This is a genomic window from Hoeflea sp. IMCC20628 (assembly GCF_001011155.1).
Classification (GTDB): domain Bacteria; phylum Pseudomonadota; class Alphaproteobacteria; order Rhizobiales; family Rhizobiaceae; genus Hoeflea.
The window spans coordinates 1,677,493-1,703,635 of the sequence record NZ_CP011479.1; the positions used below are offsets into that span (position 1 = coordinate 1,677,493).

Consider the following 26,143-nt stretch of genomic DNA (forward strand, 5'->3'; position numbering starts at 1 on the left):
GATTGGTCTATTCAGCGGCAAGGGCTGCCGGGGTGTCCATATAGGCAGGGAACCACGATTCATGGGTGGCGCGCAATGCAGATACGGGCACCGACAGAACCCCGCTGATGTTCAAATTGTTGCCTAAGGCTGTGCCAAGATGACGGAACGGTACACCCGCGCCTTCGGCGCTGGCCATGATATATCCCGAAAGATCCGCCGGTACGGTGATGACGTAACGGGCTTGATCCTCGCCAAACAGCAGGGCATGCGAAGGGCCATTGCAGCTCGACAGATCGATGTCCATGCCGAGATTCGACGCCATGCTCATTTCAGCCAGCGTCGCGGCCAGGCCGCCTGATGAAATGTCGTGACATGAGGTGATCTGGCCATTGCGGATTGCAGAGCGGACGAAATCGCCATTGCGGCGTTCGGCCATCAGATCAACAGACGGCGGTGCGCCTTCGGCACGGCCGAGGCAATCGCGCATCCAGGCGGACTGGCCAAGATGGCTGCCGTCAATGCCGATCAGGATCACCGCGTCACCGGTGCTGGCGCCGCCAATGCGGGCCATCTGGTTCCAGTTGTCGATCAGGCCGACGCCGCCAATGGTGGGTGTCGGCAGGATCGCTTCGCCATTGGTCTCGTTGTAGAGCGAGACATTGCCCGAAACGATGGGGAAATCGAGTGCCAGGCAGGCCTCGCCAATCCCCTGGATGGCCATCACCAGCTGACCCATGATTTCTGGCCGCTCGGGATTGCCGAAATTGAGGTTGTCGGTGGAAGCCAGCGGCTCGGCCCCGGTGGCGGTGAGGTTGCGCCAGCATTCGGCGACGGCCTGTTTGCCGCCCTCATAAGGGTTGGCCTCGACATAGCGCGGGGTGACATCGGATGAAAATGCTAGCGCCTTGGTGTCGTGACCTTCAACGCGGACCACGCCGGCATCGCCGCCGGGGAGCTGAAGCGAATTGCCCTGGATCAGGGTGTCGTACTGCTCCCAGACCCAGCGCTTGGAGGCGTTGTTGGGCGAACCGAGCAGATCAAGCAGCGACTGGCCGTAATCTTCCGGCTCTTCGACATCGGAGGTTTCGAGCGGCGACAAGCCGCCAATCTCGCGCCATTCACGGTCATATTCCGGCGCTTCGTCACCCAATTCCTTGATCGGCAGATTGGCGACTTCTTCGCCCTGATGCAGTACCCGGAACCTGAGATCGTCGGTGGTCTTGCCGACGATGGCGAAATCGAGGCCCCATTTGACAAAGATCGCCTTGGCTTCGGCTTCTTTTTCGGGCTCGAGCACCATGAGCATGCGCTCCTGGCTTTCCGACAGCATCATTTCGTAGGCGCTCATTTCGTCTTCGCGCACAGGAACCTTGTCGAGATCCAGCTCGATGCCGAGCCCGCCCTTGGCGCCCATCTCGACCGCCGAACAGGTGAGGCCGGCAGCGCCCATGTCCTGAATGGCGATGACTGCGCCGGTCTGCATCAGTTCAAGGCAGGCCTCGAGCAGGCATTTTTCGGTGAACGGGTCGCCGACCTGAACGGTGGGGCGCTTTTCCTCGATCGATTCGTCGAACTCGGCCGAGGCCATGGTGGCACCGCCAACGCCGTCACGGCCGGTCTTGGCGCCAAGATAGACGACCGGCAGGCCGACGCCCTTGGCTTCCGACAGAAAGATCGCATCGGTCTTGGCGATGCCTGCGGCAAAGGCGTTGACCAGGCAATTGCCGTTGTAGCGCGCATCGAACTCGACTTCGCCGCCGACTGTGGGGACACCGAAGCAGTTGGCATAACCGCCGATACCGGCAACGACTCCGGAGACCAGGTGACGGGTCTTGGTGTGCTCAGGATCGCCGAAACGAAGGGCGTTCATGGCTGCGATGGGACGGGCGCCCATGGTGAACACGTCACGCAGGATACCGCCCATGCCGGTGGCCGCCCCCTGATAGGGCTCGATGTAGGAGGGGTGATTGTGGCTTTCCATCTTGAAGACCACGCAGTCGCCATCGCCGATATCGACCACACCGGCATTTTCGCCCGGTCCCTGCAGCACCCGCGGTCCCTCGGTCGGCAGGGTGCGTAGCCATTTCTTCGAGGATTTGTAGGAGCAGTGCTCGTTCCACATGGCCGAGAAAATGCCCAGTTCGGTGAAGCTCGGCTCGCGACCGATGAGATCGAGAATGCGCTGGTACTCTTCGGGCTTGAGCCCGTGCGCGGCGATCAGCTCATCGGTGATGGGGATGATATTTGGAATGGTCATGGCGGATGGCGCCCTTCTTGTCCTCGGTATGCAGCAGGCTATAGCGCACTGCGGCATGCGATGGCAGCTTGAATTTCAACAGAATGCCGAATAGTTCCGCATTCCTGTGGACACGCAACCTGAGGTGTTGGTGCGACGGGGCGTTGCTAACACCCGGCGGCGCCCGATGCCCAGCGCGAGATGTCGCCGTTGATGCGGCTCGCGAGCGGTGTGGCCGAAAGCGGACCGTAAAATTGGGCACTGCTGGCAGAGGCGACAATGACGGCTTTCGGCAGCGATTGCGGCTTGCCGCGCGGGATAATCAAAAGCCGCGGCGTGCTGGTGGTGTCGAGTTCCGGGATAATGCCAAATTCCTTGAAATCGCTGTCCTTGAGCCAACAGGCATGAGCCTGTGTATTGATCCGCTGCAATGTCGCGACGGCTGCTGCGTGGCTGTCGAGGCCGGCGCCAGGCCGGGAAGCGGGCGCGCAGGATGACAGGGCGAAACCGCCAGCAAGGGCAAGCGACGGCCAAATTCGTTTCATGAGGATCTCCTGCCGACGTCTCGGTCGTTGCCACGTTTTGCGATGCAATAGCACGATTCCCGGCGCAACAGCATCATCTGGTGAAGCGAATGGTGTTGCAGAAGCGACAATGCGTCTGGTGTTGCCCGTCATGGTTGACCAGATTATCAACGCTGGTATGACACTTGTCCTAGCAAATTCATTTAGGTCAGCAGGTCGAAATTGGAACATTTCCGCGTTTGTATTATCGGCGCCGGGCCGACAGGCCTTACTGCAATCAAGAATGTAGCGGCGGCCGGGATCGGGGACATCATTTGCCACGAAGTCCAGGATGCTTCCGGCGGCATCTGGGCCTACTCAGAGGATACGGCGCGACCCAGTGTTTACGAGACGGCGCATACGATCAGCTCGAAACGCTGGTCGGAGTTTCCTGATTTCCGCATGCCGAAAGATTATCCGGATTATCCCTCAAACCGGCAGATCCTGGCTTACATGCGTGCGTATGAAGCGCATTTTGACCTGACGCAACATATCCGGTTCAAGTCGCACGTCGAGACGGTTTCGCGGGCTGCGGACGGGCGCTGGACCATCACCGTTACCGGCGAAGAAGGCTCATACCAGCACACAGCGGATTATCTGCTGGTCTGTTCCGGCCATCACCGGCAAGCTGCAATCCCTGAATTGCCCGGGGATTTTTCCGGTAAGCAGATGCATTCGGCCCAATACCGGAAAGCTGACGGCTTTGCAGGCAAACGGGTGCTGGTGGTTGGAGGAGGAAATTCTGCCTGCGATATCGCCGTGGCGTTGTCGCGAGTGGCGGACCATGTCAGCCTGAGCATCCGCACCCCGCAGATGATCATTCCCAAACACATCCTTGGACGCCCGGTGGACGCCCAGTTCGCCAAACTGCACAAGCCCTTTACCAGGTGGGCGCGCAATTGGTTCATCAAGGCGAGTTTGAAACTCTTTGTCGGGCCATTCTCCAGGTACGGTTTGCAGCAACCCGGTCCTTGTTTGCTCAGCAGCCATCCGACGCTCAACACCGAAGTTCTCGATCGGATTCGTCATGGGAAGATATTGCCCCGGACCGGCATCGAAGAGGCGAACGGGCGCACAATCCGGTTCGCGGACGGAACAAAGGGAGAGTTTGACCTGATCATCTGGGCGACCGGCTACAAGCTTGGGGTTCCGATTCTCAAGGATGTCTGCCCGGATTGGAGCGACGCCACCCAGGTGCCGCTCTATCTCAAGATGATGCCTGCGGACATTTCGAATTTGTATTTCATCGGGATGATCCAGCCGATCGGGTGCATCTGGGTGCTCGCGGAACTGCAGGCCAAGGTGGCCGCGGCTGAAATTTCCGGTGCCTGGAAACGGCCGGCGGATATGGCCGCGCGGATTGACCTCGAGATGCGCCGCAACGCCAAGCGCTACAAAGCCAGCACGCGCCACGCCATTCAGGTCGACACCTACGAATACACCGCTGAACTCAAGAAAATCCTGCGCGCAGCCGGAAAGCTGAATACGGATACATCTCACGTTCACATGGATTCAATTGAGGCATAGCGTACAGGCCTCGGTTCGAGGATTTCCTGTGTCGTTGCAACAGCGCCTTGTCCAGGCGCTCTCTACCGCACGGCGCGTTTGACCGCTTTGAGGATTTCACGCGTCAGCGCTGCGTTGTTGGTGACGGTCCAGTGATCGTCGCCGACGCCCGCCACATCAACACGTTTGCGCATGTTGATGTTTTTAATGCGGGATTGGGGTACGCCGGATTTGGGTTTGAGCTCGGAACCGAGCCCGTTGCCGGGAAAGAAGTAATTTACATAGCGTTTGACATTGCTTGAAAGCGGGCCGGCACGGGTCGGGTCGACGCTGATCACCAAGGCGACCGGGATGTTCTGCTTGCGCAGTCTCGCGGCCACCTCGAACACTGCATTGCCGCCAAAGGAGTGGCCGACAAGAATGATCGGTCTCTTTCTTTTTGACTGGGCGTATTGCCTGGCAATCTTGGCGCGTACCGAAGATCCGCTGAGATGGCTGTAGACCTCGGCCCGGATCCTGTCCTTTTCGAGGCTCTTGGCCATGCGGTCAAATCCGGTGGAAAAAACCCCGAGGAAGCCGCGGATGAAATAGACCTGCGTTGCAGGCTCGGTGGCAGCGGACGCCGCTGATGCAGCGCGGGCCGGGGCAGGGCCATCGGTCGCCAAAGCCAGAAAACCGACAGCCAGCAACCAGAATGCATGCCTGAAACACAGCCGGTGAAGGCTAAACGTCAAAACCTGTGGCGCAATCATTTTGGGTCTACCGCTTAAAAACCAAGTTTATAAGCAATAATTGCGGAAATCTCAGGCTTCGACAAGCCCCAGCGCCGCTTCAAACAAGGCCCGGCCATCATTGCCGCCATGGGCGGTTTCGATCAGGTTTTCCGGATGTGGCATCATGCCCAGCACATTGCCGGCCTTGTTGACGATGCCGGCGATGTTGTTGAGCGAGCCGTTCGGGTTGGTGTCCGCCGTGTAGCGGAAGGCCACCTGGTTGCTGGCTTCGATGTCGGCAAGGGTCGCTGCATCGGTGAAATAATTGCCGTCATGATGGGCCACCGGGCAGCGGATGATCTGGCCCTGAGTGTAGCCTTGCGTGAATACGGTGTTTGCGTTGGCGACTTCGAGATTGACTTCGCGGCAGACGAATTTGAGCGAGGCGTTGCGCATCAGCGCGCCGGGAAGCAATCCACTTTCGAGCAGGATCTGAAAACCATTGCAGACGCCAATGACCCGCGTGCCTTTTTCGGCCTTCTCTCGCACAGCCTGCATCACTGGCATGCGGGCGGCTATGGCGCCGCAGCGCAGATAGTCGCCATAGGAAAATCCGCCGGGGATGACGATCAGATCGACGTCATCTTCGATCGATGTCTCGGTCTGCCAGACGGTTTGCGGGGCCTGACCGGAAATATGGGTCAGCGCCGCGATCATGTCACGATCGCGGTTGAGGCCGGGAAGCAGGATTACGGCGGCTTTCATGGCTCAGAGTACCTCGACCGCAAAATCCTCGATCACCATGTTGGCGAGCAGCTTTTCGCCCATGGCCTTGAGTTCGGCTTCGGCCTTGGCGCGATCCGAGGTCTCAAGAACCACATCGAACACCTTGCCCTGACGAATGGAATCGACGCCGGAAAACCCGAGGCCGCCGAGCGCATGCTCGATGGCCTTGCCTTGCGGGTCGAGAACGCCGTTCTTGAGAGTCACGGTGACGCGTGCCTTGATCATTCGAAGAACTCCCGACGCTTACTTGACCAGAACCGGTCCGGTGGGACGGTTCGGCTCATTTTCATTCATGATGCCAAGCCGGCGAGCGACTTCCTGATAGGCTTCGACGAGGCTGCCGAGATCACGGCGGAAGACGTCCTTGTCGAGCTTCTGGTTGGTGTTGACGTCCCAGAGGCGGCAGGAATCGGGCGAGATCTCGTCGGCGACGACGATACGCATCATGTCGCCTTCGAACAGCCGGCCGCATTCGATCTTGAAATCAACCAGCTGGATGCCGACGCCGAGGAACAGGCCGGTGAGGAAGTCGTTGACGCGGATGGCAAGTGCCATGATGTCGTCGATTTCCTGCGGGCTGGCCCAACCAAAGGCAGTGACATGCTCCTCAGACACCATCGGGTCATCAAGCGCATCTGCCTTGTAGTAGAATTCGATGATCGAGCGCGGCAGAACCGTGCCTTCCTCGATGCCGAGGCGCTTGGCCAGCGAGCCGGCGGCGATGTTGCGGACAACCACTTCAAGCGGGATGATCTCGACTTCCTTGATCAGCTGCTCGCGCATATTGATGCGCTTGATGAAGTGAGTCGGGATGCCGATGCGGTTGAGATGCGTGAATATGTACTCGGAGATGCGGTTGTTGAGCACGCCCTTGCCGTCAACCACATCGTGTTTCTTCTTGTTGAACGCCGTAGCGTCGTCCTTGAAGAACTGAATCAGTGTGCCGGGTTCAGGGCCTTCATACAAAATCTTGGCCTTGCCTTCATAGATACGGCGGCGACGGGTCATGAGCATCTCTGTCAGTTGAGCCGGCTGAAGCCGCGGCAACTCGGCATAGGGTCGATTTTGAGCCGTGCTTTAGCGGATTGTCCGGGCTTTCACAACGCCGTTGTCGGCAATGTCCCCGGAAATACACCGATGGATGCGGGTTTGCATTGCACTTTTGGCGGTCTTTTGTTTTATGGGGCAAACGCCCATAAAGGGATTATCGATTCACAGTCTGGAGCCAGCCATGAGCAACATGAAAGACCGCGAGAACGCATTCGAGAACAAGTTTGCTCACGATGCGGAACTGAAGTTCAAGGCGGAAGCCCGCCGCAACAAGCTTTTGGGGCTTTGGGCCGCAGAATTGCTGGGTAAAACCGGCGATGATACCGAGACCTATGCCAAGAGCGTGGTTATGGCCGATTTCGAAGAAGCCGGCGATGAAGACGTGTTCCGCAAGGTGCGTGGCGATTTCGACGCCGGCGGCGTCGACCAGTCCGACCATCAGCTACGCCGCAAAATGGACGAGTTGCTGGCTGTTGCTGTGGAACAGATCCAGGCCAGCTGATCCGGCCAGGCCTGATTCTCCTGAAACCGCCTGCGGCTTGCCGCGGGCGGTTTTTTGTTGGATTGAGGAGGCTGTGCGCCCGCTAGTGGCGAAGTGGTGATTCGGGAGGAGCCAACCATGCAACTGCGAAACGAAGCCGATCAGGACAAGATGCTGACCACCGCCTGGTCGACGTCAGCCTCGGCTGAAATAGCTGGGGCATTGGCCCGTTGTCCATTCGACACGGTTACCATCGACATGCAGCACGGTGCCCACAGTGAATCGACGGCATTTGATTCGGCCAAGGCCATCCTGGCCGCAGGCAAGCCTGCGATCCTGCGCATTCCGGTAGGCCGCAACGATCTGGCCAGCCGTGGGCTCGACATGGGGTTTGAGGCGGTCATTGCGCCGATGATCAACTCGGTCGCCGATGCCGACGCCTTTGCCAAGGCGATGAAGTATCCACCGATGGGAGAGCGTTCCTGGGGGCCGACAAAAGCCTTGCAACTGCACACGTCGCATACGCCGGAAAGCTATTTTGGCGCGGCCAACCGGAACACAATGGCGCTGGCGATGATCGAAACCCGGGAAGCGTTTGCAGCACTTGACGGAATTTTGGAAAACGACGGTATCGACGGCATTTTTGTCGGGCCGTCCGATCTGTCGATTTCCTGGTCCAATGGCGCCGGTGTCGACCCGCGCAATGCCGAACTCCAGGCCGTCATCGCCGAAATCGGCCGTCGCACCCGCGAAGCAGGCAAGTTTGCCGCGATCTTTGCGGTTGATCCGGCGGATGTGCCGGGATTTGCAAAAATGGGCTACCGGATGGCTGCGCTCAATACCGACCCCGGCATTTTCCATGCCGGCGCGGCGGTGATGCTCGACAAGGCGCGCGGCTGAACGCCAAGCCGGTTCGTCAGGTTGCCTGCAACCGCGAGAGGAAGTGGGCGAACACCATGATGCCCTCGGGCCAGGGGCCATGGCCTGATTTGGGATTGATGTGTCCAGCCTCACCGGCATCGATCAGCTCCGAGCCCCAGGCATTGGCCATGTCGCCGGCATGCTCATAGGATCCGAACGGGTCATTGCGGCTTGCCACCACGATCGACGGGAACGGCAACGGGTCACGGTTGTAGGGACCGAAGGTCATGAGGTGCTTCGGCCGGATGGTCGGATTGTCCACATCCGGGGGGGCAACCAGAAACGCACCGGCAATCTTGTTGGTGCATTGCGGCAGGGCCTGCAATGCCGTTGCAACGCCCAGGGAGTGGGCGATGACGACGACCGGTTTTGTGGCTTCGTTGACGGCCTCGGCAAAGCGGGCGGTCCAGTCTTCCCGGACCGGCTTTGCCCAGGAGTCCTGTTCAACGCGGCGCGCGGTTGATAGCCGCGCCTGCCAGCGCGTCTGCCAGTGGTCGGGCCCGGAATTGGTATATCCGGGAACAATCAGGATGTCGGATTCTGCAACTTTCATTGCATCGAGGTGGGTGAATGGGGCGCAAATGTCAACCGGTGGACTGGCTCATTGCTGGTGGCCAGACGCAAGACGGTTCACAGGCCCATTGCCGGGCTTGCGGTTACCTGGCTTGGCGGGGTGATCACAAAGGGCGCACCGCCATTGCTCAGCTTGCCGTCGCTGAACAGCAACAGCGCTGCAAGCGAGACGATGACGACAACGGCTGCGATCCAGAGGCTGATGCCGGTGGTGTTGGTCTCTTGCGGTTCATAGCCGTGTTCCCGGCGATCGTGGCGGTCTTGCTCGAAAACCGGCGGATATTTATGCATGGCGTCCTCCATGAGGTGGATTGAACGCCAGATTGGGCGGCAACCGCGGCGACATGGCGACGCAACCGCGGCGACACGGGGGCATTTTGATGCCCGCCGTTCACTTCAGGTGACAGATGGTAATCCGCAGGATTTCTGGAGCGCGGGTCTCAGCTCTCGCCAAACACGCGCTTGAAGATCACGTCGACATTCTTGGTGTGGTAGCCGAGATCGAAATTGTCGCGGATTTCGACTTCGGAGAGGTATTTGCGCACGTCTTCGTCGGCAAGAAGTTCGGTGAGGAAGTCGACGCTGGAATCGCCGGAGACCTGGTAGCTGTCCCAGACCTTCATGGCGTTGCGCTGGACCAGACGGTAGGCGTCCTCGCGCGACGAACCTGCCTGGGTCAGCGCCAGCAGGATGCGCTGGGAATGCACCAGGCCGCCGAGACGGTCCATGTTGCCCATCATCCGCTCCGGATAGATCATCAGCTTCTCGATGACGCCGGTGAGGCGGGCAAGCGCGAAGTCGAGCGTGACAGTGGTGTCCGGGCCGATCATGCGCTCGACGGAGGAGTGCGAGATATCGCGCTCATGCCACAGGGCGACGTTTTCCATCGCCGGTGTGACCGCCATGCGCACCAGACGCGACAGACCGGTGAGGTTTTCGGTCAGCACCGGGTTGCGCTTGTGCGGCATTGCCGACGAGCCCTTCTGGCCGGGCGAGAAATATTCTTCAGCTTCCAGCACCTCTGTGCGCTGCAAATGGCGGATCTCGGTGGCGACGCGCTCGATCGAGGAGGCGATAACGCCAAGCGTGGCGAAATACATCGCATGCCGGTCACGCGGGATCACCTGGGTCGAGACCGGTTCGGCGGTCAGGCCCATGGCCTTGGCGACATGTTCTTCAACGCGGGGATCGATATTGGCGAAGGTGCCGACGGCGCCGGAGATGGCGCAGGTGGCGATTTCGGCGCGTGCATTGATCAGGCGGGTGCGGCTGCGGTCGAATTCGGCATAGGCTTCGGCCATCTTCAGGCCGAAAGTGACCGGTTCTGCGTGGATGCCGTGGGAGCGGCCGATGCAGACAGTTTCCTTGTGCTCGAACGCCCGGCGCTTGATCGCGGCCAACAATTTGTCCATGTCGGCCAGCAGCAGGTCTGTCGCATTGACCAGTTGCACATTGAAACAGGTGTCGAGCACGTCGGACGAGGTCATGCCCTGGTGGACAAAACGCGCGTCGGGGCCGACGATTTCGGCCAGATGGGTCAGAAACGCGATCACGTCGTGTTTGGTGACAGCCTCGATCTCGTCGATACGGGCGACATCGAAGGTGGCGGCGTTGCCTTTTTCCCAAATGGTCTTGGCAGCTTCCTTGGGGATCACGCCCAGTTCGGCCAGTGCATCGCAGGCATGGGCCTCGATTTCGAACCAGATTCGGAACTTGGCTTCCGGTGACCAGATGTCGACCATATCAGGGCGGGAATAGCGCGGGATCATGGCAAGTTCCGTGGGTTTGTTGCGTTGCGCCGGGTCTAGATCATTTTGAATCGAAATCAAACGACAGATCGGCTTTGTCTAGGGGATAATGCGGCTTTTGAGCTGTTTTGATCGATCATGACGCCGTGCAAGCAAGAATGACGCTGCGAACAGGAACACCACTCCGAGCGGCAGATAGAGCCGCAGTCCCTGGACCGCGAACTGATAGAGCGCGGCACCGACGGTGAAAACCAGCTGGACCAGCCAGAGCTTTGTAAAGGGATCGCCGTGCCATTGCGCATAAAAATTTCGGTACAGGAAGGCAAACATCACCGAGGTGACGCCAATGGTGAAAACCGTCAGGCACAGGAAAGCTGCGGCGAAGGCCGCTTCCCTGGCACGGCCATAGGAAATGAAGCGGAAGCTGGCCAGACTCAGCGGCCAGGCCAGGGCGGCGCCACAAAATGCCAGCGCTGTCAGGCTCCAGTAATGATCGGTCAGGGCAGCTGTCGACAGCCAGAGCGAGGCCTGAGCCGAAAGCGCCATGGCAGCGCCCCAGCTGACCGCGCCGAGGACCGCGTCGCGCCAGGACATACGGGCTGCCTGCAGGCGGTCGCGCAGACTGGAGTTGTCGTTGGCCGGTCTCGGCGCCGGTCCCTTGTGCCGTTTGACGGGAGTTTTCATTCCAGGCGTCGGGTTTTGGTGTTCCGGCCAAGCGGTGCGGCACTCAAAAAGCGAATTATGTCGTGCGCGAATGGCATGGGAGCATCTCTGATCTGTTGGTAGAACCGGGTATCACTGCCGGACCGAACGGGCAACCTGAAGCCTGCTCAATCTTGTACCGTGGTCCATGCGGGCATCAGGTCGCGCGGATCCGGGGCGGCTGCATGGACGCCGCGGGCGATGGCCCGGCTCATGGTGGAGGCCGCCGCGGCGCAGAGATCGAGAAATGCATCCGGGGACGGTTTGCGGCCCGACGCCCCGGTGCCAAGAGCAAACACCAGGTCGCCGTCAAACGGAGTGTGGCTCGGCCATATCGCCCGGGCAAAGCCGGCATGTGCGGCGATTGCCAAGCGCTTGGCTTCGGCCTTGGTCAGTACCGCATCGGTGGCGATAACGGCGATCGTGGTGTTGGAGACGCCACGGGCGAGATTGCGGAATTTGATCCTGAGATCGGCGGCGTCAGCCGGGAAGGGCGCAGGCATGCCAAGTCCGCCGAATTCTGTCCCGGTCTCGAACGGTGCGGCCCAGAAATGGCGTGTGTCGCCAATGGTGACCGAGCCCATCGGATTGACCGCGACCAGCGCGCCGATGGAAATCCCGTCGGCGGTCAGCGCTGACGCCGAACCAAGGCCGCCCTTGAAGGTTGCCGTCAAGGCGCCAAAGCCCGCGCCTGCGGTTCCGATCTCGAAATCCTGGGCAGCCGCTGCTGCGGCCTGATAGCCAAGGTCGCGATAGGGTGGGTATTGCCCCCAATCCTTGTTGCCGCCATTGATCAGGTCGAACAGGATCGCCGCGGGAACGATCGGAATGCGGTGCGGGCCGACTTCGAAACCCATGCCCTGTTCGCGCATCCATGCCTGCGCTCCGCTGGCAGCATCAAGGCCGAAGGCTGAGCCGCCGGAGAGCACCAGACCGTTGACTGTCTCGACCGAGTTGTGCGGTTCAAGCAGATCGGTTTCACGGGTGCCGGGCGCGCCGCCAAGAACTTGCACGGCTGCGGTGGCGGGCGGATCGCAAACAATCGCGGTTACGCCGGAATTGAGATCCCGGTCGCTGGCATTGCCGACGCTGATGCCAGCCACATCGGTGATCAGGTTGCGCGGACCGATGCTGGTCATTGGTTTTCTCCGGCCAGCGCCGCCGCATCTTCGATGCTCAGTCGCCGGAAAGTACCATCATCGAGGAGGGCGAGCACGAAACCTGGCTCTCGGCGTTCGCCGTTTGGCTCGAATGTCACCGGCCCCAACGCCGTGGTAAAGGTTTTCTGGCTGAGCAGTTCGTACAGACCGGTTTCCCCGTAGGCCATGCGGTTAGCTGCTGCACCGATGATTTCAGCCGCCGCATAGGCGGGAATGCGCAATCCTTCGGCAATCATGTCCCGGCTCGCAAATGCGGCACGTGCAGCTTCATCCTCGGGGCCGGGAGTGGCTGCGGCAGCCAACACGGCAATGGTGCCATCGGGAATCGGGTATTCGGTCTCAGGCGCGTCAAGCGAATCACCGCCCATGAATTTGAGCGAAACGCTCTGATAATCGGCCTCGTAGGCGATCACTGCGAGGTCGGCGCGTTCGCCGCCGACAAAGACCCGGGTGACGCCAGCTGATTTGAGCCGGCGCATCAGGCTAGGCTGAGTTGTCTGGCCCGGCCGGTAATTGTCGACGAATGTTGGCTTGAGGCCACGGTTCTCTAGCTTTATGCGGATTGCCTCCACAAGCTCGCGACCGGAAATGGCGCCGTCTTCGATCAGGGCGAAAGGCTGGTCGGCCCAAAAACGGAAAATGGCGTCCGCAGCAATATCGGCCTCGGAGCCGGCGCGTGGGGCGAGACGAAAGAACTTCCAGCCCAATCGCGTCGCCTCTTCGGCGATGATATCGGCGCGAACGGTCAGGGTCATGACCGGAATGCCTTCCTTGGTCAGCAGCGGCAGCGCTGCGGCAAGGGTTTCGGTGCACAAGAAACCGACCACGATATCGACGCCGGCTTCGACCATTGCTGCAGCAGAATCCTTGCCGGACTGTTCGGTGCAGCCATCGTCGCCTTCGACAACATCTGCAAAAACTCCGGGATTATCAGCATTCCACACGGCGAACGCCTGACGGACATGGTCGCCGAGAAGTTTGAACTGGCCGGATTGCGGAATGACAATGCCGACATGCACTGTTTGCGCGTGCACGGGTGCTGCGGACAAAAGGAGCGTCAGGGCGAGGGCCAGACTGGAAAATGCATACCGGATCATCATGCCGGTTATTTAGACCGGCGGGAGGGGCTAGTCCAAGTGAAATCAGTCGCTGATGACCGCTGCGACGGGCCTGAACGAGAAAAAGTCGCCGGCGCGGGTTTCAAATTGCCATCCGCTCTTTATGTATGGTCTTCAGGACAGACCTATACCGGCCACGGTAGAACATTGAGGCGCATGCGTGTTGAAACGGCAAACCATAGACTCCCGGGACTATCGCAATGCGATGGCGCGGTACGCCGGGCATGTGCAAATTGCCACCACAGCGACTGATGGGGTGCGGCGGGGCGTGACGGTGACTGCGGCCTGTTCTGTTTCGGACAATCCGGGCACGCTGCTGGTCTGCCTCAATCATTCCCATCCGCACAATGAGCTGTTCATGCAATCGGGTGTGTTTGCACTCAACACGCTGATGCTGGAGCACCAGCCTTTGGCCGTGGCGTTTTCCGGTGTCGATCATCTCGATGTCGACGAGCGATTCGCCCTGGCTGAGTGGGATACGATCACCACCGGTGCGCCGGCGCTCGTTGGTGCCGCGACGGTGTTTGATTGCCGGCTGATCGAGACCAAGACGGTTGCTACACACAAGATTCTGATCGGCGAAGTCATTGGATTGCGGGTCGGCCCGCCCGGACCGGCGCTTTTGTATATGGACCGCGGGTACCATACTGTTTAGCTTTGCTCGGGCACAGTCCTGACCTTCTTGCTGACGGAGCCCTGATGTCGATTTCCAATCCGCTGCCGACCTCCATTGATGAAACACTCGCTCTGCTTTCGAGTCAGGACTATGTTGCCAGCAAGGCGCTGGCGACGGTGCTTTTCCTCAGCCTGAGGATGAAACGGCCGCTTTTTCTGGAAGGCGAGGCCGGTGTCGGGAAAACCGAAATTGCCAAAGTTCTTGCCAAGGCGCTGGACCGGCCGTTGATTCGGCTGCAATGCTATGAAGGGCTTGATGTTTCCTCGGCAGTGTATGAATGGAATTACCCAGCGCAGATGCTGGAAATCCGGCTGGCGGAAGCAACCGGTGAGGATGACCGTTCGGCAATCGAGCGCACCATTTTTTCGGAGAAACATCTGATCCGGCGCCCGGTGTTGCAGGCGCTTGACGGCACCGGTGGCCGTGCGCCGGTGTTCCTGATTGATGAGCTTGACCGGACCGATGAGGCGTTTGAGGCGTTCCTGCTGGAAATCCTGTCGGAATATCAGGTGACGATCCCGGAACTCGGCACCATCAAGGCGGAAGAGCCGCCGATCGTCATCATCACCACCAACCGTACCCGGGAAATCCATGATGCGCTGAAGCGGCGCTGCCTGTATCACTGGGTCGACTACCCGAGTGCCGATGTGGAATTGCAGATTGTCCGGCTCAAGGTGCCGGGCTGTCATGACGAACTGTCACGGCAGATTGTCACCTATGTGCAGAAACTCAGGCAGATGGATCTGTTCAAGAGCCCCGGCGTGGCGGAAACCATTGACTGGGCAACGGCGTTGACCGAGCTCGACCGGCTGGCGCTTGATCCAGAAACAGTGTCGGATACGCTCGGGACCCTGCTCAAATACCAGGACGACATCGCCCGCATCGAAGGCTCGGCAGGCCGCGAGCTGCTGGCTAAAGTGAAGGCCGAGCTGGCTCAGGGGCTCTGATGGTTCAAGCCGCACAACCGGTTGTCGCGGAAGCGGTCGATGGCCGCTTTGTCCACAATATTGTCTTTTTCGCGCGGGTGTTGCGCAAGGCGGGGCTGAAAGTCGGGCCGGCGGCGGTGCGCGATGCGGTCGAGGCGGTGCAGATCGCCGGTATCGGCGACCGCGAGGAATTTTACTGGATCCTGCATTCGGTTTTCGTCAAGCGGCGCGAGGATCATCAGGTCTTTGACCAGGCTTTCAGGCTCTACTGGCGCTCACGTGATCTGGTCGCCAAGATGATCGCCATGTTCTCGCCGGTGGCGATGGAGAACAAGGAGCGCGAAAAACTCAAGGCCGGGGAAACCCGGGTCAGCCAGGCGTTGTTTGAAGGCCATGAAAAGGACCGTCCACCCGAGGACAAGCCGATCATCGACATTGATGCGTGCGAGACCACCTCGGGCAATGAGGTGCTCCGGCAGCAAGATTTTGCCCAGATGAGCGCGGCGGAACTGGCTGAGGCGAAGCGGGCGATTGCCGGCCTGTCACTGCCGTTTGATCAAGTCGAGACACGGCGCTACAAGCCATCCTCGCAGCCGAAGCGGATTGATCCACGCGCCACCATGCGGGCTGCGATGCGAACCGGCGGCGATCTGATCCTGCCGAGATTCCGCAAACGCCGGAAGGTGCATCCGCCGCTGGTCATCATCGCCGATATTTCCGGCTCTATGAGCCAGTACACGCGGGTTTTTCTGCACTTCATGCATGTGATCAGCGAACAGCGACGCGGGGTTCACACCTTCCTGTTCGGCACGCGGCTGACCAACATCACCCGGCAGATGCGCAACAAGGACCCTGACGAGGCGGTGGATCAATGCACCGGTGCGGTCAAGGACTGGTCGGGCGGGACACGGATCGGCGAGGCGCTTCGGCTGTTCAACCGGCAATGGTCGCGCCGGGTGCTGGGGCAGGGCGCGGTGGTGATCCTGATCACCGACGGGCTGGAGCGCGATTCAATTGATGAGCTCAACACCGAGATCGACCGTCTGCACCGCTCCTGCCGGCGGCTGATCTGGCTCAATCCGTTGCTCAGGTTCGATGGTTTTGAGGCGCGGGCGCGCGGGGTGCGCACCATGCTCGCCCATGTCGATGAGTTTCGTGCGGTTCACAGCATCGAAGCCATGGCCGATCTTGTCGCAGCCCTTGGCGACAGCGATGCCACGAAAGCCGATCCGCGCCGCTATCTCTGACGCACCCCGCATTGTCCGGTTCATTCTGGTTCAGTTCGGTCCGTGTTTTTCCACATTTCTTCCCGGGGAAGCCGGGTTCTGCATTTGGTTGATGAACTGACTTGAAATCATCCCGGCGCGGTGGCCATACTGCTGATTGCAGTCGATGGAGGCAGGCATGACAACTCCGATTCCGGGACAGATTTCAGAAGTCCAACTCGATCCGCTGATGCTTGCGGAGCGCTGGATGCTGGATGGCCGCGAAGTTGCCGTGGCGACAGTGATCGAAACCTGGGGCTCGGCGCCTCGGCCGGTGGGTAGCCATTTGGTGATTGACGCCGACGGCAATTTCAGTGGCTCTGTGTCTGGCGGCTGTGTCGAGGGCGCAGTGCTTTCGGAAGCTGCCGACGTGATCGCCACTGGCGAACCCAGAATGCTCGAATTCGGTGTCGCCGACGAAACCGCCTGGCGAGTCGGGCTCTCCTGTGGCGGCAAGATCCAGGTCTATCTGGAACGGATCGGCTGATGGACCCGCATCTGCTCAGACAACTCAATGCAGCGCGGCGCGACCGGCAAGCGGCGATCATGCTGACTGACCTGGCCGACGGTCGCAATCGTCTGGTGATGAAGGGCGATGCGGTTGCGGGGGATTTGGGGGCAGCTATTGGCAAAGCCTTCCTGTCTGCCAAATCAGGCATCGTTGAAGCCGATGGCCAGCGTTTCTTCCTCAATGTGCATGTGCCATCGCCGCGGATGGTGATCATCGGCGCGGTGCATATTTCGCAAGCGCTGGCGCCGATGGCGCAGATGGCGGGTTTTGACGTGCGGGTGATTGATCCGCGCACCGCCTTTGCCACCGCTGAGCGGTTCTCGGATGTCGATATGGTTGCCGATTGGCCCGAAGATGCGCTGAAGGACCAACCCATTGATGCGTTCACGGCACTTGTGGCGGTGACCCATGATCCCAAGATCGACGACTGGCCGCTGACAAGTGCTTTGACCGCGGATTCGTTTTATGTCGGCGCGCTGGGCTCGCGCAAAACCCACGGGCGCCGGGTCGAGCGGCTCACGCAGGCTGGATTGAGCGAGCAGCAAATCGCCAGAATCGCAGCCCCTATCGGGCTTGATATCGGGGCGCAAAGCCCGGCCGAGATTGCGGTGGCGATCCTGGCGCAGGTGATTGCGGCGTTGCGCAGGCCGTCTGATTCTGCAGCCGCCCGGTCTTCGCCATCACCAACGGCCACGGGCAGTTCCGTGCGATGAAATTTGGTCCGGTCGCAATTGCGGAAGCCGAGGGCGCCGTGCTGGCGCATTCGCTGTCTGTTGGCACGTGGCGACTGAAAAAAGGTCATGTCCTCACCAATGCTGACGTGATGATGCTCAGTCAGGGTGGCGTCACCGACGTGATTGTGGCGCGGCTCAGCGATACCGATGTCGGGGAAGACGCGGCGGCGGAAATTCTGGCGCAAACTTTCTCCGGTGCGCATATCCGTGCCGCCAATGCCGCCACAGGACGGGTCAATCTGCATGCCACACGCGCCGGACTGTTCCGCGCCGAGCGGCTTTCGGTCGACCATTTCAATGCCATCGACCCGGCCATCACATTTGCCTGCCTTGCCGATCGTACATCGGTGCTGCCCGATGAAATGGTGGCGACCATCAAGATCATTCCGCTGGCGGTGCCGGGTGCTTCGCTCAGCGAAGCGAAAACCGCCATTGCGGTCCGCAAACTGGCCTATGTCGCGCCGTTCCGGGCCATGCGCGTCGGATTGATTGCCACGACATTGCCGACGCTGAAGACCACCGTCATGGACAAGACCCGGGAGTTGCTGCGCAGCCGGTTGGCATCAAGCGGCTCCAGGCTGGTCGAGGAAAGCCGGGTGGCGCACGAGACCGATGCCGTCGCCGCCGAAATTGTCCGGATGGCGGCGAATTATGAACTGGTCATCGTGTTCGGGGCCTCGGCGGTGACCGATTGTGACGACGTGATCCCGGCGGCAATCCGAAAGGCCGGCGGCGCGGTCGAACGGGTCGGCATGCCGGTCGATCCCGGCAATCTGCTGGTGCTCGGTTCCGCCGGCAATGCCCAGGTGATCGGCGCGCCCGGCTGTGCGCGCAGTCCCAAGGAAAACGGCTTTGACTGGGTGCTGGCGCGGGTTTTGGCCGAAGACACGCCATCGGCGCTTGACATCTCCCGCATGGGGGTGGGCGGATTGCTCAAGGAAATAGCCACACGGCCACAGCCACGGCAGCCGGTGGCAGGCATGGATGCAAACCATACCGGGATGTCTGTCGGCGTGGTGCTACTCGCGGCAGGCAAGGCCAGCCGCATGGGGGAGGCGGCCGGGCACAAGCTGCTGGCCGAATTTGACGGTGAACCGCTGATCCGCAGGATGGCGCGCACAGCACTGGCCTCCAATGCCAGCGCGACGGTCGTGGTCACCGGCCATCGGGGCAGCGAGATTGCCGCGAGCCTTTCGGGGCTGGCGCTGGATCTGGTGGGCAATCCTGATTTCGCATCAGGGATGGCGTCGTCGCTGAAGCTCGGGCTTGGCGCGCTTGCCGGGGACCTGTCGGGGGCGCTGGTTTTGCTGGGGGACATGCCGGCTCTGCGACCGGAGCATCTCGACCGTCTTGTCAGCGCCTTTGTCGAGAGCGACGGCACTGCGATTGTTCGTGCCTGTGACGGCGAGCGCCGCGGCAATCCGGTGATCCTGCCGCGCTCAGCCTTTAATGATGCAATGCAACTGTCCGGTGATGTCGGCGCTCGGCCGCTGATTGAAAGCGGCGCCTGGCCGGTGATCGATGTCGAGATCGGACCGGCGGCGCGGCTTGATGTCGACACGCCGGAAGCTGTGCGGCTGGCCGGCGGGGTCACCGAAAAGGAAGGGCAGCCGCATGGACAATGAGGCAATCCGCGAAATGTTTGACAGTCTCGGCGAAGTGACCATCAAGCGGATGTTTGGCGGCAAGGGGATTTATCACCAGGGCAAGATCCTGGCGCTGGAAATCAGCGCCGGCGATCTTCTGCTCAAGGCCGATGCGGAAAGCGCGCCGGAATTTGCGGAAGCCGGGGCCAGCCAGTGGGTCTATGACGGCAAGAACAAGCCGGTGGCGATGCCTTACTGGACGATCCCCGAGGCAGCGCTTGATGATCCGGACGAACTGGCCAAATGGGTGGCTCTTGCCTGGGCCGCGGCATTGCGGGCGAAAAAATAGCAATACTTATCACCAGACAGCAAAAAGCCTCCGGCACTGGAAAGTGCCGGAGGCTTTGACGCGGTCGGTTGAAGCCGATCGAATCGGCTTGATCAGAAACCTTCGACGACGACCTTGCCCTTGGCTGTGCCGGTTTCGATCAGCGCATGCGCCTTGCGCATGTTTTCTGCGTTGATCGGGCTCAGCACGGTGTCGAGCGTGGTGCGGATCCGGCCGGCGTCGATTTCGTCGGCGACATAGCTGAGCAAATTGTGCTGCTCGATCATGTCGGGTGTCTGGTGCATGGAGCGGGCGAACATGAACTCCCAATGCAGACTGGCGGCCTTCATCTTCATGCCACCCATCGGCATCGGCAGATCGGTGTCATCAATGGAGACGATGCCGCCCTGCGGACGGATCAGCTCAACCGCGGTCTCCCAATGGCGCATGTCGTTGAAGATGGCGATGTGATCGACATTGTGGATGCCGAGCGCACGGACCTGCGCCACCATGTCTTCGCGGTGATTGACCACATGATCGGCGCCAAGTTCGCGGACCCAGCTTTCGGTTTCCGGACGCGAGGCGGTGGCGATGACGACAAGTCCGGCGGCCTTGGCCAACTGGATACCGATCGAGCCAACGCCGCCGCCGGCGCCGATGATCAGAACCGACTGGCCCTTGTCGGCACCATCGCGGTTGATGTGAAGGCGGTCGAAGAAGGCTTCATAGGCGGTGATCGTGGTCAGCGGCAGGGCTGCGGCTTCGGCGAAGCTGAGGCTCTTCGGCTTGCGACCGACAATGCGTTCATCGACCAGGTGAAATTCCTGGTTGGTGCCCGAGCGGGTGATGTCGCCGGCGTAGTAGACTTCGTCGCCAGCTTTGAACAGCGCGACGTCCGGGCCGACGGATTCAACGATGCCGGAGGCGTCATAGCCTATAACGCGCGGAGTTTCCTCGACCGCATCCTTCGGGGCGCGGACCTTGGTGTCGACCGGGTTGACCGAGATGGCCTTCACGTTGACGAGGATGTCACGGTTCGAGGCAACCGGCTTGGGCAGATCGACATCGAGGAAGGATTTTGGATCATCGATCGGAAGGTAATGGGTAAGAGCGACGGCTTTCATCGGGGGCTTCCTATTCTTTTATGAGTTTGGAGAGAATCGTCTCGATCATGCGGACGACGTCTTCGGATTTGTGGGCGTCGAGCGCGTCGGGATGGGGCGAGGCAAACTTGCCTGAATCATTGTCGAAATACAGGCCGGAAGCCGCAGCGAACTCATCCGAGAGAGCGGCGCGGGAGAGAATCTGAGCACCAATGGCAAGATCGCCGCCTGCCACGCCAAAAGCTTCCTTGACCATCTTGCTGCCGAGCATGGATCCGGGATTGACCGCGACAACAATCGGGCCGCCATCCTTGAGTGACAATGCCATGGCGCGCGACCACATGGTCAGCGCCAGCTTGCTTTGCGCATAGGCGGCACCATCCGACAGCCGGGCCTTGCCGGAGAGGGCTTCGAGACTGACCGGAGACTGGGCGGCTGACGACAGGTTGATTACCCGTCCGGTTTCGCCCAGTAGCGGCAGAAGTCTTTGGGTCAGCAGGTGGGGAGCGATGGTGTTGACGGCGAAACGGACATCAAGCCCGTCTGCCGTGACGGTCTCCTGCGCCTTATAGACGCCGGCATTGTTGATCAGCACTTCGAGCCTGTCATGGTGCGCTGCCACAGCTGTTGCCAAGGCTTCGACATCGGCCAGGCGCGACAGATCAGCGACATAGGTTTCGATGCTCCCGCCCTTGCCAAGTGCCGCGAGCGCTGTTTCGGCGTGCGCCAGTTTTTCCGGGTTGCGCCCATGCAGCAGCACGGTGTGGCCGTCTGCGACCAGCAGCTTTGCTGTCTCCAGGCCGATGCCGTCGGTGGAACCGGTGATGAGGATTGTCTTCTGCATGGCGCTTCCTTGCTGTCGGCGGTCAGCCGATCTGGGTCATTTCGTTGAGCACGAATTCGGCGACGGCGCCGTCGGTAGCCTGCATATAGGCGGCCAGATGCGGGGCGTTCATGTGGGTCTGCCACAGTTCGCGCGATTCCCAGTTTTCATAGAACATGAAATGCGCCGGATTGTCGTTGTCCTGGTGCAGGACGTAATTGATGCAGCCGGCTTCAGCGCGGGTCACGGCGAGAAGCTTTTCGAGCTCCTTCTTGACCAGTTCGATCTTGTCGGGATTGGCCTTGATATTGGCGGCGATGGTCAGTTTGCTCATTGTGGTAACTCCTCAATTGGTGATGGCGGACATGTAGCTTCTTGCCTAATCCGAATAAACCGGCAATATGCGAATTGATAATCCGGATATTCCGCATAATGCTGCTCAACAACATTGCCCTGTTTCAAAAGATCGTCGAGAAGGGCAGCCTGTCTGGCGCCGGGCGCGAGCTGGGGTTGTCGCCGACCACTGTCTCCGAGCGGCTGTCCGCGCTGGAGGCGCATTACGGCATTGTGCTGCTCAATCGCACCACCCGTGCCATCAGCCTGACGGAGGAAGGCCGGACGCTGGTCGAGGGCGCCAAGCATGTGCTTGGCGAGATCGAGGATCTCGAAACCCGCATTCGCCACGGTGCGCAGACCCTGTCGGGCCTGATCCGCGTCAGCGCGCCCAGCGATCTTGGCCGCACCATCGTCTCCGACGAAATCAATCTGTTTCTTGCGCGACACCCGTCCATCTCGGTCGAGCTGCTGCTGTCAGATGGCTATATCGACATTGTCGGGCAGGGGTTTGACATGGCGGTTCGCTTTGGAGCGGTGACCGACAGTTCGCTGCGTGTGAGAAGCATGGGCGAATGGCGCCGGCTGGTGTGTGCAGCGCCCGCCTATCTACAAAAGCACGGCACGCCGCGGACGCCTGCCGACCTCAAGGATCACAATTGCCTGGTGATGCGGTTTGGCGTCAATCTCGACAATGTCTGGCGGCTCGGTCCACATGCGACGCAGCAGATTGTTACCGTCAAAGGTGACCGTGTGGCCAATGACAGTGCAATGGTGCGGCAGTGGGCTCTTGACGGTTACGGGATCATGTTCAGATCGGAACTGGATGTCGGGCCGGATATCAAGGCCGGTCGCCTGGTCGAGCTTCTGGCCGACTACGCGCCGATGCCAACGCCGATCCAGATGCTGTTTCCGCCGAGCCGGGCCCAGCCCCGACGGGTGCGTGCGCTGGCCGACCAACTGGCTGCAAGGCTACTGCGGGTGGAACCGGCCGATCGCGCTACGCCGGTGACCAAGTTTTAGTTCATCGCCCCGGCGATCCGGGGCCATAGTCATGAAAAAAGCCGCCGGCTGGGGTGCCGGCGGCCAATTCGTAAAGCGTATCCAGATGAGTTGGCTTAGCCGCCTATCATCATGAATGCGGGAATTTCATCACCAAATCCAACCGGTGTCGGCTCGCGGTCGTCATTGTCGCGACCACCTCGGCGGTTGCGATTGCGATTGCGGTCATCATTGGTATTGGCCGGTTCCTGGGCGCGCTGCGGTGCTGGACGCTCCTGGCGTTCCTGCCGTGGCTGGCGTTCTTCACGCTGCTCCTGGCGGGGCTGGCGCTCTTCGCGCGGCGCTTCCTTGGTAACGGCTTCGACGATTGCTGCGGGCTGCTGCACGGTTTCCATCACCGGCTCTGCCGCTTCAACAGGTGCAGGCTTTTCGTCCTGGTTGCGCTTTTCGCCACGACCGGAACGGCGCGCCGTTCCCTTGCTGTCGCTGCGGCGGCCGCGGCCGGGCTTTTCGTCGGCATCATCGGAAGACGACTGGATGGCGTCCTTGCCGTCAAGCCACTCGATGTCACGGTCGATCAGCTTGGTGATCGCGTCGACATATTTGGTGTCCTTGCGCGAAACCATGGTGAAGGCTGCGCCTGCGCGTCCGGCACGACCGGTGCGGCCGATGCGGTGGACATAGTCTTCGGCGTGGATCGGCACGTCGAAATTGAAGACGTGGCTCACTGCCGGAATATCAAGCCCGCGTGCGGCGACATCGGACGCAACAAGCAGCGTGATTTCGTTGTCCTTGAAGCCCTGCAACATGTTGGTGCGCGAGCGCTGATCCATATCGCCATGCAAGGCTCCGACGGAGAAACCGTGCTTTTCAAGCGACTTGTAGAGATCGGCCACATCTTTCTTGCGGTTGCAGAAGATAATGGCATTGGTCAGCTCGGTCTGAGTATTGATCAGATCGCGCAGGCGTTCGCGTTTCTCGAAGTCCTTGCTGCCGCAGGCGACAAGGCGCTGCTCGACGGTTGCCGCGGTGGAGGAGGGCGGAGCAACCTCGATGCGGGCCGGATTTTGCAGAAACTTGTCAGCCAGCTTCTGGATTTCCGGCGGCATGGTGGCCGAGAAAAACAGGGTCTGCCGGGTGAACGGAATGAATTTCACGATGCGTTCGATATCGGGAATGAACCCCATGTCGAGCATTCTGTCGGCTTCGTCGATTACCAGGATTTCCACGCCCGTCATCAGCAGCTTGCCGCGTTCGGTGTGGTCGAGCAAGCGTCCCGGTGTGGCGATCAGCACGTCGGCACCACGTTCCAGCTTGCGGTCCTGTTCGTCAAAAGAGACGCCACCGATCAGCAGAACGATATTAAGGCGATGATTCTTGCCGTATTTCTCGAAATTCTCATGTACCTGCGCAGCGAGTTCGCGCGTCGGTTCAAGGATCAGGGTGCGCGGCATGCGGGCCCTGGCGCGGCCTCGTTCCAGCATGGTCAGCATCGGCAGAACAAAGCCGGCGGTCTTGCCTGTTCCCGTCTGGGCGATGCCCAGAATGTCGCGCCTTTCGAGCGCAGGCGGTATGGCGCCTTCCTGAATAGGAGTTGGCGTCGTGTATCCAGCGTCAGTAACGGCGGACAGTACTTTTTGGCTCAAGCCAAGATCAGCAAAAGTGGTCAATTGGGGGCGTTATCCGTTTCGGAGTGTGCGGCTATGCGCGGGAGCGCGTTCAAGACGCGATCCCTGTGCGTTCCGAATAGTCGCTGCAGTGCATTAAGTCAAGAAAAAGCCCCGAGTGGGGCTGTATCGCCGCACGTGACGTTCAATGCGTGTGCTTGGAGCGTCAAGCAAGGTCGATGGGAGAGGTAAAGCAACTTCATCGCAATCAGCAATGTCGCAAGTCAGGTTGATCAACATCCCGGACTATCCGTAAGCCTGTCGATAGCGGGCTACGGTTCAGTTCATGGTTGTGGTCGCAAGCCGGTCTGTCAGCCCGATACCAGCAGCGCCTTGAGCTTCTTGGCGGTCTTGAGAAAGCGCATGGGATCGACTGCATTTCCGTTGCGGCGTACTTCATAATGCAGGTGCGGGCCGGTGGAGCGGCCTGTTGAGCCGGATTTACCGATGCGAGCGCCAAGTGCCACAACATCGCCCTCGTTGACCGTGACGCGGGAGAGGTGAGCGTAGCGGGTGGTGATGCCATTACCATGGTCGATTTCGACCATCTTGCCGTAACCGCCATTGCGACCGGCGTGAATGACCGTGCCTGACCCGGAACTGTAGACAGGGGTTCCCGATTTGACCCGGAAATCGATTCCGCCATGAAAGGCAAGCCGGCTGAGGAAGGGGTCGCGGCGATTGCCAAACTTCGATGTGATTTCAGCCCCCGGTGCGGGGATGGCGATCGGCAGCTTGCGGGCGTTGCGCCGGACGGTGTCGAGTCTGACCAGCGCCTGGTCCAGATCATCAAGTGTGGCTTCAAATGCGTTGGGATCGGTCGGCCGTACGAAAGGCCCGCCGACCGCGGTGTCTTCGAGATTAGGCATCGGCAGACCCGCTGCGGTGATGATGTCGTCGATCTCGGATGCGGTTTCAAAGGCGTCAACCGCAAGGCCTTGCATTTTCGCAATCTGCTCCTGCTCGATCGATTTGAGCGACAGGGTCACTGTCGAGAAAATCCGGTCCGCCCGCTCGCCGACCGATTCTGCATTCCTGTTGCCGTCAACAGCGGCGTAGGCGAGGGGATTGACGTGAAGTGCAGATGGCTCGGCGATGATCTGTGGTTGGCTCGCGAGCGCTGCCAGACGCTTGGTCTTGGGGGAGGTTACGGCAAGTGCGGCCTGCTTTTTGGGATTGGCGACCGGAATCGGAATCTGGTTTGGCGTGGCGCCGGCCCTGTCGAGCAGTGGTCCCAGCTTGCCATGGCGATTGTTCAGGGCATCCTGCCGGGCAATCAGTTCGGCCACTTTGTCTTCCATCAGTTGCTGATCCAGCAATTGCCGGCTGGTGACCCGGTCAACCTGGGACCGCAAGGCGGCAATCCGGTCTTCATAGGCGTGCTGCATGCGCGCCTGACGCGCCATCGAAGCACCAATCAGATCGTCCCGCAGCACCAGATAGGTTGTTGCTGCAAGGTAGCCGATGGCCATGACGCCGATGACCGACATGCAAAGTCCGACAATCCACGGGCGAATGGTCATATGCCTGATGGTATCGCCACTGGCGAAAATGATGGTGTGGGAACGTTTTGGCCGTTTGCCAAATACGCGGCTGTCCTGCCTCTGCGACACTCAGTAATCCTCGTCAGAACGGGTTGCCGTTAATGGT

General features: G+C 60.3%; 29 protein-coding genes. 11 read left to right on the plus strand and 18 right to left on the minus strand.

Translation table 11 applies throughout. The annotated features are described in order from the left end of the window. Nucleotides 1-7: 7 nt before the first annotated feature. Nucleotides 8-2,239, minus strand: coding sequence for a phosphoribosylformylglycinamidine synthase subunit PurL (gene purL / locus IMCC20628_RS07895; protein ID WP_047029772.1), 2,232 nt, complete (start codon nt 2,237-2,239; stop codon nt 8-10). A gap of 146 nt (nt 2,240-2,385) precedes the next feature. After that, nucleotides 2,386-2,763 carry a hypothetical protein gene (locus IMCC20628_RS07900; protein ID WP_047029773.1) on the minus strand — a complete coding sequence of 126 codons (378 nt, stop codon included), beginning with the start codon at nt 2,761-2,763 and terminating at the stop codon, nt 2,386-2,388. Between the two features lie 201 nt (nt 2,764-2,964). Here IMCC20628_RS07900 and IMCC20628_RS07905 point away from each other — a divergent pair, with 201 nt between their 5' ends. Then, nucleotides 2,965-4,308: an NAD(P)-binding domain-containing protein gene (locus IMCC20628_RS07905; protein ID WP_047029774.1), complete on the plus strand. Its 1,344-nt coding sequence runs from the start codon at nt 2,965-2,967 to the stop codon at nt 4,306-4,308. Nucleotides 4,309-4,370: 62 nt separating this feature from the next. On the opposite strand, the gene IMCC20628_RS24205 is transcribed toward IMCC20628_RS07905, so the two are convergent. From IMCC20628_RS24205 to purC, 4 genes are read right to left on the minus strand one after another with little or no spacing between them, the layout of a single operon-like run. Then, complete coding sequence (locus IMCC20628_RS24205) at nt 4,371-5,039, minus strand: thioesterase domain-containing protein (protein WP_052766348.1); 669 nt, start codon at nt 5,037-5,039, stop codon at nt 4,371-4,373. Between the two features lie 51 nt (nt 5,040-5,090). After that, on the minus strand, nt 5,091-5,765 hold the full coding sequence (purQ, locus tag IMCC20628_RS07915) for a phosphoribosylformylglycinamidine synthase subunit PurQ (RefSeq protein ID WP_047029775.1): 675 nt from the start codon (nt 5,763-5,765) through the stop codon (nt 5,091-5,093). A gap of 3 nt (nt 5,766-5,768) precedes the next feature. Beyond that, nucleotides 5,769-6,011, minus strand: a complete 243-nt coding sequence (purS, locus tag IMCC20628_RS07920; RefSeq protein ID WP_047029776.1) for a phosphoribosylformylglycinamidine synthase subunit PurS — start codon at nt 6,009-6,011, stop codon at nt 5,769-5,771. Nucleotides 6,012-6,029: 18 nt separating this feature from the next. Then, nucleotides 6,030-6,794: a phosphoribosylaminoimidazolesuccinocarboxamide synthase gene (purC, locus tag IMCC20628_RS07925; RefSeq protein ID WP_047032371.1), complete on the minus strand. Its 765-nt coding sequence runs from the start codon at nt 6,792-6,794 to the stop codon at nt 6,030-6,032. A 223-nt stretch (nt 6,795-7,017) separates the two neighbouring features. Between purC and IMCC20628_RS07930 the strand changes: the two genes are divergently transcribed. Both IMCC20628_RS07930 and IMCC20628_RS07935 read left to right on the plus strand, forming a co-directional pair. Then, nucleotides 7,018-7,338, plus strand: coding sequence for a DUF1476 domain-containing protein (locus IMCC20628_RS07930; RefSeq protein WP_047029777.1), 321 nt, complete (start codon nt 7,018-7,020; stop codon nt 7,336-7,338). 117 nt (nt 7,339-7,455) lie between these two features. Further along, nucleotides 7,456-8,217, plus strand: coding sequence for an aldolase/citrate lyase family protein (locus IMCC20628_RS07935; protein ID WP_047029778.1), 762 nt, complete (start codon nt 7,456-7,458; stop codon nt 8,215-8,217). Between the two features lie 16 nt (nt 8,218-8,233). Here IMCC20628_RS07935 and IMCC20628_RS07940 read toward each other — a convergent pair whose 3' ends face one another. The 6 genes from IMCC20628_RS07940 to IMCC20628_RS07965 form a co-directional block, all read right to left on the minus strand. Further along, on the minus strand, nt 8,234-8,791 hold the full coding sequence (locus IMCC20628_RS07940; protein WP_047029779.1) for an alpha/beta hydrolase: 558 nt from the start codon (nt 8,789-8,791) through the stop codon (nt 8,234-8,236). Nucleotides 8,792-8,868: 77 nt separating this feature from the next. Beyond that, nucleotides 8,869-9,102 (minus strand): hypothetical protein, encoded by a 234-nt coding sequence (locus IMCC20628_RS07945; RefSeq protein ID WP_047029780.1) that lies wholly within the window; start codon nt 9,100-9,102, stop codon nt 8,869-8,871. 149 nt (nt 9,103-9,251) lie between these two features. Beyond that, the gene (purB, locus tag IMCC20628_RS07950; protein WP_047029781.1) at nt 9,252-10,580 is read right to left on the minus strand and encodes an adenylosuccinate lyase; all 1,329 of its coding nucleotides are present in this window, start codon (nt 10,578-10,580) and stop codon (nt 9,252-9,254) included. Between the two features lie 78 nt (nt 10,581-10,658). Then, nucleotides 10,659-11,243, minus strand: a complete 585-nt coding sequence (locus tag IMCC20628_RS07955; RefSeq protein ID WP_047029782.1) for a hypothetical protein — start codon at nt 11,241-11,243, stop codon at nt 10,659-10,661. A 146-nt stretch (nt 11,244-11,389) separates the two neighbouring features. Then, nucleotides 11,390-12,400 (minus strand): P1 family peptidase, encoded by a 1,011-nt coding sequence (locus tag IMCC20628_RS07960; RefSeq protein WP_047029783.1) that lies wholly within the window; start codon nt 12,398-12,400, stop codon nt 11,390-11,392. Then, complete coding sequence (locus tag IMCC20628_RS07965) at nt 12,397-13,455, minus strand: ABC transporter substrate-binding protein (protein WP_197078414.1); 1,059 nt, start codon at nt 13,453-13,455, stop codon at nt 12,397-12,399. The genes IMCC20628_RS07960 and IMCC20628_RS07965 overlap by 4 nt, the downstream gene beginning before the upstream one ends. A gap of 244 nt (nt 13,456-13,699) precedes the next feature. Here IMCC20628_RS07965 and IMCC20628_RS07970 point away from each other — a divergent pair, with 244 nt between their 5' ends. The 3 genes from IMCC20628_RS07970 to IMCC20628_RS07980 are packed head-to-tail and all read left to right on the plus strand — an operon-like array spanning nt 13,700 to nt 16,388. Further along, nucleotides 13,700-14,194 carry a flavin reductase gene (locus tag IMCC20628_RS07970; RefSeq protein ID WP_343123254.1) on the plus strand — a complete coding sequence of 165 codons (495 nt, stop codon included), beginning with the start codon at nt 13,700-13,702 and terminating at the stop codon, nt 14,192-14,194. A 44-nt stretch (nt 14,195-14,238) separates the two neighbouring features. After that, nucleotides 14,239-15,162, plus strand: a complete 924-nt coding sequence (locus IMCC20628_RS07975) for a MoxR family ATPase (RefSeq protein ID WP_047029785.1) — start codon at nt 14,239-14,241, stop codon at nt 15,160-15,162. Continuing rightward, nucleotides 15,162-16,388, plus strand: coding sequence for a VWA domain-containing protein (locus IMCC20628_RS07980; RefSeq protein WP_047029786.1), 1,227 nt, complete (start codon nt 15,162-15,164; stop codon nt 16,386-16,388). Before IMCC20628_RS07975 ends, IMCC20628_RS07980 begins: the two co-directional genes overlap by 1 nt. Before the next feature lie 30 nt (nt 16,389-16,418). Here IMCC20628_RS07980 and IMCC20628_RS25775 read toward each other — a convergent pair whose 3' ends face one another. Then, entirely contained in the window at nt 16,419-16,547 is a 129-nt protein-coding gene (locus IMCC20628_RS25775) for a hypothetical protein (protein ID WP_280949428.1), read from the minus strand. Between IMCC20628_RS25775 and IMCC20628_RS07985 the strand changes: the two genes are divergently transcribed. From IMCC20628_RS07985 to IMCC20628_RS08000, 4 genes are read left to right on the plus strand one after another with little or no spacing between them, the layout of a single operon-like run. Continuing rightward, nucleotides 16,546-16,893 carry an XdhC family protein gene (locus tag IMCC20628_RS07985; protein WP_047029787.1) on the plus strand — a complete coding sequence of 116 codons (348 nt, stop codon included), beginning with the start codon at nt 16,546-16,548 and terminating at the stop codon, nt 16,891-16,893. The genes IMCC20628_RS25775 and IMCC20628_RS07985 overlap by 2 nt on opposite strands. Beyond that, nucleotides 16,893-17,630 carry an XdhC family protein gene (locus IMCC20628_RS07990; protein WP_082128059.1) on the plus strand — a complete coding sequence of 246 codons (738 nt, stop codon included), beginning with the start codon at nt 16,893-16,895 and terminating at the stop codon, nt 17,628-17,630. Before IMCC20628_RS07985 ends, IMCC20628_RS07990 begins: the two co-directional genes overlap by 1 nt. Beyond that, entirely contained in the window at nt 17,627-19,276 is a 1,650-nt protein-coding gene (locus tag IMCC20628_RS07995) for a molybdopterin-binding/glycosyltransferase family 2 protein (RefSeq protein ID WP_047029788.1), read from the plus strand. Before IMCC20628_RS07990 ends, IMCC20628_RS07995 begins: the two co-directional genes overlap by 4 nt. Next, on the plus strand, nt 19,266-19,586 hold the full coding sequence (locus IMCC20628_RS08000; RefSeq protein WP_047029789.1) for a TfoX/Sxy family protein: 321 nt from the start codon (nt 19,266-19,268) through the stop codon (nt 19,584-19,586). Before IMCC20628_RS07995 ends, IMCC20628_RS08000 begins: the two co-directional genes overlap by 11 nt. A gap of 92 nt (nt 19,587-19,678) precedes the next feature. Here IMCC20628_RS08000 and IMCC20628_RS08005 read toward each other — a convergent pair whose 3' ends face one another. Genes IMCC20628_RS08005 through IMCC20628_RS08015 form a run of 3 tightly spaced genes read right to left on the minus strand, consistent with a single transcriptional unit; the run spans nt 19,679 to nt 21,825 of the window. Beyond that, entirely contained in the window at nt 19,679-20,689 is a 1,011-nt protein-coding gene (locus tag IMCC20628_RS08005) for a zinc-binding alcohol dehydrogenase family protein (protein ID WP_047029790.1), read from the minus strand. A gap of 10 nt (nt 20,690-20,699) precedes the next feature. Next, nucleotides 20,700-21,512, minus strand: coding sequence for an SDR family NAD(P)-dependent oxidoreductase (locus IMCC20628_RS08010; RefSeq protein ID WP_047029791.1), 813 nt, complete (start codon nt 21,510-21,512; stop codon nt 20,700-20,702). Nucleotides 21,513-21,534: 22 nt separating this feature from the next. Further along, complete coding sequence (locus tag IMCC20628_RS08015; protein WP_047029792.1) at nt 21,535-21,825, minus strand: putative quinol monooxygenase; 291 nt, start codon at nt 21,823-21,825, stop codon at nt 21,535-21,537. Nucleotides 21,826-21,923: 98 nt separating this feature from the next. Here IMCC20628_RS08015 and IMCC20628_RS08020 point away from each other — a divergent pair, with 98 nt between their 5' ends. Further along, on the plus strand, nt 21,924-22,847 hold the full coding sequence (locus IMCC20628_RS08020; protein WP_047029793.1) for a LysR family transcriptional regulator: 924 nt from the start codon (nt 21,924-21,926) through the stop codon (nt 22,845-22,847). A gap of 95 nt (nt 22,848-22,942) precedes the next feature. On the opposite strand, the gene IMCC20628_RS08025 is transcribed toward IMCC20628_RS08020, so the two are convergent. Together IMCC20628_RS08025 and IMCC20628_RS08030 are read right to left on the minus strand one after the other, a co-directional pair. After that, complete coding sequence (locus IMCC20628_RS08025) at nt 22,943-24,496, minus strand: DEAD/DEAH box helicase (protein ID WP_047029794.1); 1,554 nt, start codon at nt 24,494-24,496, stop codon at nt 22,943-22,945. 308 nt (nt 24,497-24,804) lie between these two features. Then, complete coding sequence (locus IMCC20628_RS08030) at nt 24,805-26,106, minus strand: M23 family metallopeptidase (protein WP_047029795.1); 1,302 nt, start codon at nt 26,104-26,106, stop codon at nt 24,805-24,807. Nucleotides 26,107-26,143 lie beyond the last annotated feature (37 nt).